General features: G+C 50.2%; 8 protein-coding genes. 7 read left to right on the top strand and 1 reads right to left on the bottom strand.

Translation table 11 applies throughout. The features are described 5' to 3' along the window. The 4 genes from AC5SV9_RS06160 (at position 1) to AC5SV9_RS06145 (ending at position 7381) form a co-directional block, all read left to right on the top strand. Positions 1 to 381 carry a VOC family protein gene (locus AC5SV9_RS06160; protein ID WP_475147233.1) on the top strand — a complete coding sequence of 127 codons (381 nt, stop codon included), beginning with the start codon at positions 1 to 3 and terminating at the stop codon, positions 379 to 381. A 129-nt stretch (positions 382 to 510) separates the two neighbouring features. Next, positions 511 to 3246 (top strand): FAD-binding and (Fe-S)-binding domain-containing protein, encoded by a 2736-nt coding sequence (locus tag AC5SV9_RS06155; protein WP_475147232.1) that lies wholly within the window; start codon positions 511 to 513, stop codon positions 3244 to 3246. 117 nt (positions 3247 to 3363) lie between these two features. Beyond that, positions 3364 to 5763, top strand: a complete 2400-nt coding sequence (locus tag AC5SV9_RS06150; protein WP_475147231.1) for a PAS domain-containing protein — start codon at positions 3364 to 3366, stop codon at positions 5761 to 5763. Further along, complete coding sequence (locus AC5SV9_RS06145) at positions 5747 to 7381, top strand: diguanylate cyclase (RefSeq protein WP_475147229.1); 1635 nt, start codon at positions 5747 to 5749, stop codon at positions 7379 to 7381. Before AC5SV9_RS06150 ends, AC5SV9_RS06145 begins: the two co-directional genes overlap by 17 nt. A gap of 26 nt (positions 7382 to 7407) precedes the next feature. Here AC5SV9_RS06145 and luxS read toward each other — a convergent pair whose 3' ends face one another. After that, a complete protein-coding gene (gene luxS, locus AC5SV9_RS06140; RefSeq protein ID WP_475147227.1) occupies positions 7408 to 7917 on the bottom strand; it encodes an S-ribosylhomocysteine lyase in 510 nt (169 codons plus the stop codon). A 226-nt stretch (positions 7918 to 8143) separates the two neighbouring features. Here luxS and dnaK point away from each other — a divergent pair, with 226 nt between their 5' ends. The 3 genes from dnaK to AC5SV9_RS06125 all read left to right on the top strand — a co-directional run bounded on the left by dnaK (position 8144) and on the right by AC5SV9_RS06125 (position 12167). Continuing rightward, entirely contained in the window at positions 8144 to 10057 is a 1914-nt protein-coding gene (gene dnaK, locus AC5SV9_RS06135) for a molecular chaperone DnaK (RefSeq protein ID WP_475147225.1), read from the top strand. Positions 10058 to 10120: 63 nt separating this feature from the next. After that, a complete protein-coding gene (gene dnaJ / locus AC5SV9_RS06130; protein WP_134057362.1) occupies positions 10121 to 11263 on the top strand; it encodes a molecular chaperone DnaJ in 1143 nt (380 codons plus the stop codon). A gap of 103 nt (positions 11264 to 11366) precedes the next feature. Further along, the gene (locus AC5SV9_RS06125; RefSeq protein WP_475147223.1) at positions 11367 to 12167 is read left to right on the top strand and encodes a M48 family metallopeptidase; all 801 of its coding nucleotides are present in this window, start codon (positions 11367 to 11369) and stop codon (positions 12165 to 12167) included. The last annotated feature ends 47 nt before the right edge of the window (positions 12168 to 12214 follow it).

Below are 12214 nucleotides of genomic sequence, written 5' to 3'. Positions count from 1 at the left end.
ATGCGTATTGAACACGTCGCTTTTAACGTTGCCGACCCCAAGCTGATGGCCAGCTGGTATATGCAGCATCTGGGCTTTGGTTTAAAACGGGCATTGAATGATGCGGCACAAACACACTTTTTGTCGGATGACACCGGGGTGATGATGATTGAAATTTACTGCAACCCGGCTGATCAGGTACCCGACTATGCCGCAATGGACCCACTTATTTTGCACCTGGCGTTGGTGTCAGCGGATCCGGTTGCCGACAGCACCCGCCTGATTGCCGCTGGCGCGAGCCACGTTACAGATGTGCACCTTAGTGATGGTTCACACTTGGCCATGCTACGCGACCCCTGGGGCCTGGCGCTACAGTTATGTCGTCGTGGAGCTGCCAGCTAATAGCATTGGTTTAGTTTATGAATAAATTATTCATAAAGTTTTAGTTGATGCAAAAAAATTATGCAAGCTGGCGGGGAATACCGTATTATCGGTTAATCTTATCTAACTAAGTTACCGCCAGAGGTTTGCATGCAGCCGCAGTTTATTCAGGCCGTTAAACAGCTTATTCCGGCTGAGCGCTATTTTGACGATCCGGTTGCTACTCTGGCGTATGGTACGGATGCCAGCTTCTATCGCTTACTGCCCAAACTGGTGCTGCGCGTTGAAAGTGAAGCCGAAGTCGTGGCGCTGCTAAAACTGGCAAACGAGTATCAGGTTCCACTGACATTTCGCGCTGCGGGGACCAGTCTATCTGGCCAGGCTGTGACGGACTCTGTGCTTCTGGTGCTGGGCGAGAATTGGCAGCAGCGTGAGGTGCGTGGACTTGGCGAGCAAATCCGCTTGCAGCCGGGGGTTATCGGCGCTGCGGCAAATCAGGCATTAACCAAATTTCAGCGTAAAATAGGCCCCGATCCGGCGTCGATCAACAGCTGCAAAATTGGCGGCATTGTTGCCAATAATGCCAGTGGTATGTGCTGCGGCACCGCGCACAACAGCTTTAATACCCTGTCGGCAATGCGTCTGGTGCTGTTTGATGGCACTGTGCTGGATACTGAAGATGCACAAAGCGTGGCGTCATTCCGGCAAAGCCATGCCGGTTTACTGGCTGAACTGGCGCAGCTTGGCCAGCAGACACGCAGTAACCCTGAACTATGTCATAAAATCCGGCATAAATACCGGCTAAAAAACACCACCGGCTTTTCACTTAATGCATTAACTGAATATACCGATCCGATAGATATTCTGACCCACCTGATGGTTGGATCTGAAGGCTGTCTGGGTTTTATCAGCGCAGTGACGTACAACACTGTGCCAGATTATCCGCACCGGGCGAGCGGCCTGTTAGTGTTTCCGACGGTTGAAAGCTGCTGCCGCGCGGTAACGGTACTGAAATCGGCACCCGTTTCAGCTGTGGAGTTGTTAGACCGGCGCAGCCTGCGCTCGGTAGAAAACAAAGCCGGTTTGCCTGCCTGGGTAAAGCGCCTGTCAGAGAATGCCTGTGCACTGCTGATTGAAAGTACAGCCGCCAGTAACAGCCTGCTTCTACAGCAGCTAGATCATATCCGCAGCGTGATGCAGGCGTTTGAGCTTGAGCAGCAGGTCGATTTCAGCACGGATCCTGGCGTGTATAATCAGCTGTGGGCTATTCGCAAAGGCACTTTCCCGGCTGTAGGCGCCGTGCGCAAAATTGGCACTACGGTGATTATTGAAGATGTCACTTTTCCGCTGGAACAACTTGCCGAAGGCGTGTCGAGGTTGCAACAGCTGTTTGATAAGTACTACTACACCGAAGCCATTATCTTTGGCCATGCGCTGGAAGGTAACCTGCACTTTGTCTTTACCCAGGGCTTTGATGATGCCACTCAGGTTGCCCGCTACGAGGCCTTTATGCAGGAAGTTGCCAACATGGTGGCTGGCGAATTTGGCGGCTCGTTAAAAGCCGAGCATGGCACCGGCCGTAATATGGCACCCTTTGTCGAGCTGGAATGGGGCCAGGAGGCCTACCAGCTTATGTGGCAGCTGAAAAAGCTGCTCGACCCGGCCAATATTCTTAACCCTGATGTAGTGCTAAGCCATAACCCCCGGTTGCATTTGCAGAACTTAAAGCCATTACCGGCCACCAATCCTTTAGTGGATAAATGCATAGAATGCGGTTTTTGCGAGCCGGTTTGCCCGTCGCGAAAATTAACACTGACACCACGGCAGCGTATTGTGACCCAGCGGGAAATTTCGCGTTTAAGCCACAGTGGTGATGATCCGAAGCGCCTGGTCGCGCTGGAACAATCTTATGCCTATCAGGGTAACGATACCTGTGCCGCCTGTGGCATGTGCAGCACGGCTTGCCCGGTCGGGATTAATACCGGCGATTTAACCCGGCAACTGCGGGGCAGAAAGAATCAGCGCTGGCAGGCACTGGCGGCTTTTACCGCCCGTCATTTTGCTGCTGTATCAATGATGGCGCGGTTAGGCTTAACAGCCGGCAGAATGGTGAGTGCGTTACTACCGTTTTGGCACAAAGCTATGCCAACGGCAAATTACGCTAAGGTAAAAACGGCGAAGCCGGGACTGCAGCACATTATTTACCTTGCCGGTTGCAGCGGCCGGGTGATGGCGCCGCAGGCTGAGAGTAACGATAAACGTAGTTTACTGCAGGTAAGTACAGACTTACTGGCAAAAGCCGGTTACCAGTTAATTGTGCCAGAGGGTATAGACAGTCAGTGCTGCGGCATGCCGTTTCAGTCTAAAGGGCAGTTTACTGCCGCCAGCCAGAAGCAGCAGCAATTGCAACAGTGGCTGTTGCAGGTTACCCATAACGGTGAGCTACCGGTATTCTCCGATACCAGTCCGTGCAGCCTGACACTGCAGGGAAAGCTGGACAGCCGGTTAAATATTGTCGACAGCGTCGATTTTTTGCTGCAAAACGTGCTGCCAAAGCTGAGTTTCACCAAGCTCAGCGAGCCGGTCGCATTACACCTAACCTGTAGCGCCAATCAGCTGGGGCATGGCGACAAGCTGAAGCAGCTGCTGGCAGCCTGCACTGACAAGGTTGTGGTACCAGAGGGTATTAGCTGCTGTGGTTTTGCCGGTGACAAAGGTTTTGTTTTGCCCGAACTCAATGCCTCTGCATTATCTGGTTTAAAGCAGCAGGTAAGCGCTTGCTCACAAGGTGTTTCAACCAGCCGCACCTGTGAGATTGGTTTATCCCGTCACGCCGGTTTTGAATACCAACATATTATTTATCTGTTGGACCGCTGTAGTAGCTAAGCGCTAATAAACTGAATTAGCGCGTTAAATGCTGATATGCTTAACTCACTTGACGCAAACCGGCTGACGTTGTATCACATCAACTAACATGGCCGGCGGCCAGAAGGGAATGGGGTTATGCAACAGGCACCGATACCACACAACGAAATTGAGCGTTTGGCTGCCTTGAACACTGCTGAATTACTGGATACGCCCGGTGAGGCGCGGTTTGACCGCTTAACCCGTTTGGTGCAACAGTGCCTGGAAGCCGAAATCGTGCTGATCTCACTGGTGGATAAAGACCGGCAGTGGTTTAAATCGCGTCAGGGGCTGGATGCCTGCGAAACATGCCGCAATATTTCCTTTTGTGGCTATGCCATTCTCGATGATGATATTTTTGAAGTCACCGATGCCAGGACTGATAGCCGCTTTACGGATAACCCGTTGGTGACCGGTGCACCTTGTATCCGCTTTTACGCCGGTATCCCGCTGACATTCGCTAACCAGCGCATCGGTACTTTGTGTGTTATCAGTAGCGAACCGCGCAAACTAACGATGAAAGAGCGCACTATACTGCGCGAGTTTGGTGCTGCTGTTGAGCAAGAAATCCAAGACCGCCAGCAGGAACAAGCTAAGCAGGAGCTGGCGGCCAGCCGCGACCAGTTTCAACGCCTGGTGGCAAATATTCCCGGCATCACTTACCGCTGCAAAGCAGACTCTGAATGGACCATGCTGTATATGAGCGGTGGTATCGACCCGTTATCCGGCTATCCTGCCAGTGATTTTATTAATAATAAAGTGCGCAGCTACGCTAGTGTAATCCATCCGGACGACAGAGAGCGGTTAGATCAGTTGGTGATGGAAGCCATAGCGTTGAAGCAAAGCTGGGTGTTGCAATACCGGGTTGTCCATAAACGGGGGCATATCTGCTGGGTGGAAGAGCGCGGCAAAGCTGAGTTTGATGACAATGGTCAGTTAAGTTTTCTGGATGGTCTTATTCTGGATATCAGCGAAGAAAAGCGGCTAAAACGGCAGCTGATCACGCTAACGTCTCAGCTGCCCGGTGTCGTTTATCAGTATCAGCAGTGGCCCGATGGTCGTGCTGCGTTTCCCTATGCCAGCGCTGCGCTGCAAGCGATATATGGTGTGACGCCGGAGCAGGTAAAAGATGATGCCAGTTTAGTGTTCGCTAAACTGTATGCCGCTGATTTACCCGCTTTGGCTGCCAGTATAGAGTTGTCCAGCCGGGAGTTAAGCATCTGGCAGCATGAATACCGGGTGTACCGCGATGATGGTGCTCTGTCCTGGCTGGCGGGCCGGGCTGTACCTGAGCGGATGCCGGATGGCAGCACGCTCTGGCATGGGTATATTCAGGATATTACTGAAACAAAGCAGTATTACCTGCAGCTGGAAAAGGTAAATCAGGAGCTGGAACTGGCACGGGAGCGGCTTAATACTGCCAGCGAAAACGCGTTAATTGGCTTTTGGCAGGCAAATCTTGAGACCGGTGAGCTATGGTGGTCGCCGGTAATTTATCAGATTTTTGGCTTTGATGAAGGCGCTGTAAATCCCAGCGCCACCTTATTTAAAAGCACAGTGCATCCTGATGACTGGCGCTTAATTGAACAAAGCGAGAAAACTGCCCGTGAGACAGGTATTCATGATGTTGTGCACCGTATCATCCGCCCGGATGGCTCTATCCGCTGGGTGCATGAGCTGGCGCGGATGTTACCGTCTGACACTAAGCAGCATGTACTTATCGGCTCGGTGCAGGACGTTACTGAACGGATGCAACTGCAACAATTGAAAGATGAGTTTATTTCAACAGTCAGTCATGAATTAAGAACGCCGTTAACATCGATCAAGGGGGCTCTGGGGCTGGTGAACGCAGGTACTCTGGGGGAGGTGCCTGAGAACATGGGCAAGCTGCTACAGGTTGCGCACAGTAATAGCGAGCGATTATCTCAGCTTATCAATGACCTGCTGGATATTGAAAAGCTGATCGCCGGAAAAATGCCATTTGACCTGTTGGCAGTAGAAGTGGCGAAAGAGCTGGAATATGCCGTAAATAACCTACAGCCTTATGCCAGTCAGTTTGCCGTGAACCTGCATCTTGGCGATGTTACGCCAGAGCTGAAAATTACCGCAGATAAGCTTCGGCTGCAGCAGGTGGTAACAAACCTGTTGTCGAATGCCATTAAGTTTTCCGGTAAAAACAGCACGGTAAAGATTACCGCTGACAGGCAGTCCGATCAGGTTCGTATAGCAGTGCATGATTCAGGTATTGGCATCGCCAGTGAGTTTCAGCCGAGGATCTTTGAACGTTTCGCCCAGGCCGATGGGTCCAGCAGCAGACAAAGCGGAGGCACAGGCCTGGGGCTGGCCATCTGTAAAGAGCTGGTCGAGCAAATGGGCGGAACTATAGGGTTTAGTTCTGTATTGCACCAGGGATCAGTATTTTATTTTACGCTGCCACTGCATGCCGACAGTAAGCCAGGGAAAGCAGTTGACAGGGCATCAGATGAAAACACCCAATAATAAAACCGATTTGTCCGCGGCTTTTAATCAGTTAAGGCAACGCTTTGCTGAAAGCCTGCCGCAGCGTGCGGCGGCGATGTCAGAAGCGATGCAGGCAGATGATGACGCTGTCAGGCTACGCACAGTGATTGGTGAGTCCCATAAATTGGCGGGGGCCTGTGGTACTTTTGGCTACAGTATGCTTGGCGCTATGGCCAGACAGATTGAGCAGTTAGCACGGGTGGTGCAACAGCGCGCGGTTGCAGAGCAAGAGCAGGCAATGCCAGAGCTGTTGAACCTGATACGTGAGTTTGAGCGTGCAGTGATGCAGGCTATGCAAGCTGCTGAGCAAAATGGTGGTTATGTTCAGCTGCAGGCTGTTGCCAGAAGCAGTGTCTGGTTGTTGCTTGACAACGAGCCACTGACAGAAGAAATCCGTATTCAGTTACAGGGTTTTGGTTTGCAGGTTCAGGTGTTTAATCAGTTCGCCCAATTGGCAGCAAAGTTAAGAGAACAGACGCCGGCTATTGTATTTAGTACGACAACCCTCAGTACTGGCGAGTCACTATTTAAACAGACCTGGCTTTTGAACGAGTTGGCAAAGCAGCAAAGCCGTTTAATTGTGCTGGCCGATAATGATTGCTTTACCATGCGTATCCGTATTGCGCAGCTGCGTGCCGAGGGCGTGTTCTTTACGCCGGTCAATGTTCCGGAACTTATTACTCACATCAGTGAACTACTCGATTACAGTGCCAGCAGCGGCAAAGTGTATATTGTCGATGACGATAAACTGCTGGCCGAGCACTATGCGCTGGTGCTGACACAAGTGGGTATTGAGGCCCGTATTAGCAACAAAATTGACAACATCATTGAAGAAGTGATGCAGTTTCAACCGGATTTGATCCTGATGGACATTTATATGCCAGAATATTCCGGCGCTGAAATTGCCGGCGTATTGCGCCAGTACCGCAGCTTGAAACGGATCCCTATTGTGTTTCTATCGTCTGAGCAGAATAAATCTTTGCAAATTAGTGCTATGTCCTATGGTGCCGACGATTTTATTACCAAGCCAATCGACGATGTGCAGTTGACTCAGGCGTTGAAAGTTCGCTTGGCGCGTAGCTTACAGCTGAAAAATCTGATTGAGAAAGACAGTCTGACATCGCTGATAAAGCATGCTGCGATTAAAGATGCTGCCAATATGGAATTTATGCGCGCCGAGCGCAGCAATAGCCCACTGAGTATTGTCATGCTGGATATTGACCACTTTAAGCGCGTTAATGATTCCTACGGCCACGCTACCGGCGATATTGTCATTACTGCGCTGGCGACATTGCTGCGTAAGCGTATCCGCAAAACTGACCGTGCCGGGCGTTATGGTGGGGAGGAGTTCTTGCTGGTACTGCCTGATTGTCCTACCGAGCAGGCCTGTCAGTTAACAGAGCAAATTTTGCAGTCTTTTGCTGCTTTGCATTTTAATGCCGACGATCAGCAGTTTAGCTGTACTTTCTCGGCAGGCGTGGTATCAAGTAGTGACAAGGTCTTTGATTGCGCTGCCAGTATGATTGCTGCGGCAGATAAAGCCCTGTATCAGGCAAAAGCCGCCGGCCGTAACCAGATAAAATGCTATACAGCATAAGCTGGTACGGCCGGTTGCAGGTGCAATTACAGTTTTTTCAGGATTTCTTCCGGTAAAGCCAGCTCATCATTGCGGTTAACGCCGACGCCGCGGTTAAGAATATTTTGCGCAATTTGCTTGGCTTCATCTAACGAGTGCATTTGCGCTGTACCACACTGATAGACATTCAATTCAGGGATATCATTCTGGCTGGCCACTTTTAACACATCGTCCATCGCTGCCTGCCAGGCTTTAGCCACGCGCTGCTCATCCGGGGTGCCAATTAAACTCATATAGAAGCCGGTGCGGCAGCCCATAGGTGAAATATCGATAATTTCCACATCATCGCCATTTAAATGATCACGCATAAAGCCGGCAAATAAATGCTCCAGCGTATGAATACCTTTCTCTGACAGAATTTCTTCGTTCGGTACACAAAAACGTAAATCAAACACCGTAATGGCATCGCCTTTTGGCGTATTCATTTTCTTTGCTACGCGCACAGCTGGCGCCTTCATAATGGTGTGGTCTACGGTAAAGCTATCGAGTAATGGCATAACAAAGCCCTTATATTGAATGCATCAGTTAATGGCTATTATAGTCAGGTCAGCTTGTATAAGTTAACCGCTTTCGGCGTGAAAACCGGCAAACAACGGCTAAAGCCCTGCTTTTATGCGTTAAAGTAAAAATTTTCTCTTAATAACCTTGAATGGAACAGGGCTAATCCCCACTAATGCCTCAACACAATTTTTAATTGTTCAGAATATTAAGTGGAGAGCAGTTATGGGCAGAATTATTGGTATTGACTTAGGTACAACTAACTCATGTGTGGCAGTGTTAGACGGTGATAAACCACGCGTTTTAGAAAACGCTGAGGGTGCCCGTACTACACCTTCAATTATTGCTTACGCCGAAGACGGTGAAGTATTAGTTGGCCAGCCGGCAAAACGCCAGGCGGTAACTAACCCGAAAAACACCTTGTTCGCAATTAAGCGCTTAATTGGTCGTCGTTTTGAAGACGAAGAAGTACAGCGTGATATTAAAATCATGCCTTACGCCATTGTTAAAGCAGATAATGGTGATGCCTGGGTTGAAGTTAAAGGCAAAAAGTTAGCTGCACCACAAATTTCAGCTGAAGTGCTGAAAAAAATGAAGAAAACCGCTGAAGACTATTTAGGTGAAGCGGTGACAGCTGCCGTTATCACGGTACCGGCCTACTTTAACGATGCGCAGCGTCAGGCGACCAAAGACGCCGGCCGTATCGCTGGCTTAGACGTAAAACGTATTATCAACGAGCCAACAGCAGCAGCACTGGCTTATGGTATGGATAAAAAGAAAGGCGACACCAAGGTTGCAGTATATGACTTAGGTGGTGGTACTTTCGATATCTCTATCATTGAAATTGATGATGTAGACGGCGAACAGACGTTTGAAGTACTGGCAACCAACGGTGATACGCACTTAGGTGGTGAGGACTTCGACAACCGTTTAATCAACTATCTGGTTGAAGAGTTCAAGAAAGAGCAGGGCATTGACCTGCGTAACGACCCGCTGGCGATGCAGCGTTTAAAAGAGTCTGCTGAAAAAGCGAAGATTGAACTGTCTTCAGCCTCTCAGACTGAAGTTAACCTGCCGTACATCACGGCGGATGCGTCAGGCCCGAAACACCTGAACATCAAGGTAACGCGTGCTAAGTTAGAGTCACTGGTTGAAGATTTAATCCAGCGCACTATAGAGCCGCTGAAGCAGGCACTGAAAGATGCTGACTTAAGCGTTGGCGAGATTGACGATATCATCCTGGTGGGCGGTCAGACCCGTATGCCGAAAGTACAGGAAGCGGTATCTGCTTTCTTCGGTAAAGAAGCACGTAAAGACGTGAACCCGGACGAGGCTGTTGCTGTTGGTGCTGCTATTCAGGGTGCGGTACTGTCGGGTGATGTAAAAGACGTATTGCTGCTGGACGTAACGCCGCTGTCGCTGGGTATCGAGACCATGGGCAGCGTGATGACAGCGCTGATTGAGAAAAATACCACGATCCCAACCAAGAAATCGCAGGTATTCTCAACGGCTGAAGACAACCAGTCTGCCGTGACTATTCATGTGCTGCAGGGCGAGCGTAAACGCGCGTCTGACAACAAGTCACTGGGTCAGTTTAACTTGGAAGGTATCCGCGCCGGTCGTCGTGGCGAGCCGCAAATCGAAGTCACCTTCGATCTGGATGCTGATGGTATTTTGCATGTTTCTGCCAAGGATAAAGATACTGGCAAAGAGCAGAAGATCACTATCAAGGCCAACTCTGGTCTGTCTGATGAAGAAATTCAGGCCATGGTACGTGATGCTGAAGCGCACGCAGAAGAAGACAAGAAGTTTGAAGAGCTGGTACAAACCCGTAACCAGGCTGATGCGATGGTACATGCGACCCGTAAACAGCTGGAAGAAGTGGGCGACAGCTTAGCGTCTAACGACAAAGAAGAGATTGAAACAGCAATTAAAGAGCTGGAAACTGCATTAAAAGGCAGTGATAAAGCAGCGATTGACGAGAAATCTCAGGCGCTGATCCAGGCTTCTCAGAAGCTGATGGAAGCGTCTCAGGCGAAAGCGCAACAAGGCGGAGCCGAAGCAGGCCAGCAACAGTCTGGTAGCAACGACGACGTAGTTGATGCTGAGTTTGAAGAAGTCAAAGACGACAAAAAGTAAGTCGGTTTAACCAGGCTGCAGTATACTGCAGCCTTGTAACTTAAGAAGCACTGAGCGAGAAGTATGTCCAAGCGTGACTATTATGAAGTACTAGGTGTTGCTAAAGGCGCCGACGATAAAGACATCAAAAAGGCTTATAAACGCCTCGCCATGAAATTTCACCCTGACCGCACTCAGGGCGATAAGGCCATGGAAGAGAAGTTTAAAGAAGTCCAGGAAGCCTATGAAGTATTATCAGACGAGCAAAAACGTGCCGCCTACGACCGTTATGGCCATGCCGGGGTAGACCCAAACCGTGGTGCCGGTGGTTTTGGCGGCGGTGCTGGTGGTGCTGATTTCGGCGATATCTTTGGTGATGTGTTTGGCGATATTTTTGGTGGTGGCGGTCGTCGCGGGCAGTCACGCGCTCAGCGTGGCTCAGATCTGCGCTACAACCTTGAACTAAGCCTGGAAGAGGCGGTTCGCGGTAAGTCGGTTGATATTAAAGTGCCGACGATGGTGGGTTGTGACGTGTGTGATGGCTCAGGTGCAAAAAAAGGCACTTCAGCCAAAAGCTGCCCAACCTGTCATGGTGCTGGCCAGGTGACTATGCGTCAGGGCTTTTTTGCTGTGCAGCAAACCTGTCCTACCTGTAATGGTCGCGGTAAGATCATTCCGGAACCATGCACTAAGTGCCACGGTGAAGGCCGCGTAGAGAAAACCAAGACATTGTCGGTGAAAATTCCGGCAGGTGTTGACACTGGTGACCGCATCCGTTTAACCGGAGAAGGTGAAGCCGGTATGCACGGTGCACCAGCAGGCGATCTGTACGTACAGGTACATGTTAAAGAACACCCGATATTTGTACGTGACGGTAATAACCTGTATTGCGATGTGCCGCTGAGTTTTACCATCGCTGCGCTGGGTGGTGAAATTGATGTGCCGACACTGGATGGCAGGGTGAAGCTGAAAATACCTGCTGAGACGCAAACTGACAAGATGTTCCGGTTACGCGGCAAAGGCGTGCAGTCTGTACGCGGTGGCGGCGTAGGTGATCTGGTGTGTAAAGTGGTTATTGAAACACCGGTTAACCTGAGCGAGAAGCAAAAAGATCTGCTGCGTCAGCTCGATGACAGTATGGCGGGCGATGGTGAAGCCAAGCACCGGCCAAAATCGAAGGGCTTTTTTGATGGTGTGAAAAAGTTTTTTGATGATCTAACCAGTTAATCTGAAACGAAAAACCACCTACGGGTGGTTTTTTGCTATTTCAGGGATACAATAAAGCTAAGTGTTGTAAAACCACGTTTTGGCTACAGAAAAGGAAATATTCATGTTGAAAAAGCTGTTTATCACCGCTACCTGCGCCCTTGTCATTGCTGCCTGTGCGCAGTCTCCAACCGGCCGGCGCCAGATTATGCTGTTCAGTGACACTGAGCTGAGCAAAATGGGGGCCCAGACCTTTGACAGCATGAAGGAAGAAACGCCAATCAGCAAAGATGCCAAGACCAACAGCTATGTTAATTGCGTGACCAATAATTTGCTGGCAGTAACACCTGAAAATTTAAGGGCGCAAAACTGGGAAATTGTGGTGTTTGAGTCTGAACAGGTCAATGCCTTTGCTTTGCCCGGCGGCAAAATCGGTGTTTATACCGGTTTATTAAAAGTCGCTGAAAATCAGGACCAACTGGCTGCCGTGGTCGGGCATGAAATTGGTCACGTTATCGCGGGGCACAGTAACGAGCGCTTATCCACTAATCAGGCGCTGCAGACGGTATTGGCGCTGGGTGATGCCGGTTTAAAAGCCTATGGTGTGAAATACCAACAGGAACTGATGACAGCCTTTGGTTTGGGTGCTCAGTATGGTGTAGCGCTGCCGTTTAGCCGGGCGCATGAATCTGAGTCGGATATCATTGGTCTGGATTTAATGGCTAAGGCTGGCTTTGAGCCGCGTCAGGCAGTTAATCTGTGGCAAAACATGGCGGCAGCGGGCAGTGGTGGTACGCCGGAGTTTATGTCAACTCACCCGTTACCGGAAACGCGCATCAAGGATCTACGTGCGAAAATGCCGGAGGCGATGAAAACCTTTAATGAGCGTAAAGCCGGATCGGCTTTACCAAAGTGCTCACGTTAACGCCTATACCAGCGAACCGCTTCAACAGCTTAACGTGAGGCGGTCAG

The sequence above is a fragment of the Rheinheimera sp. ATLC3 genome, from assembly GCF_059429535.1.
This window is presented reverse-complemented; position numbering and strand designations above follow the sequence as displayed.

Coding starts and splice junctions, on each gene's coding strand:
- AC5SV9_RS06155 (WP_475147232.1), top strand. CDS start 511: ATGCAGCCGCAGTTTATTCAGGCCGTTAAACAGCTTATTCCGGCTGAG.
- AC5SV9_RS06125 (WP_475147223.1), top strand. CDS start 11,367: ATGTTGAAAAAGCTGTTTATCACCGCTACCTGCGCCCTTGTCATTGCT.
- dnaJ (WP_134057362.1), top strand. CDS start 10,121: ATGTCCAAGCGTGACTATTATGAAGTACTAGGTGTTGCTAAAGGCGCC.
- AC5SV9_RS06145 (WP_475147229.1), top strand. CDS start 5,747: ATGAAAACACCCAATAATAAAACCGATTTGTCCGCGGCTTTTAATCAG.
- AC5SV9_RS06150 (WP_475147231.1), top strand. CDS start 3,364: ATGCAACAGGCACCGATACCACACAACGAAATTGAGCGTTTGGCTGCC.
- AC5SV9_RS06160 (WP_475147233.1), top strand. CDS start 1: ATGCGTATTGAACACGTCGCTTTTAACGTTGCCGACCCCAAGCTGATG.
- luxS (WP_475147227.1), bottom strand. CDS start 7,917: ATGCCATTACTCGATAGCTTTACCGTAGACCACACCATTATGAAGGCG.
- dnaK (WP_475147225.1), top strand. CDS start 8,144: ATGGGCAGAATTATTGGTATTGACTTAGGTACAACTAACTCATGTGTG.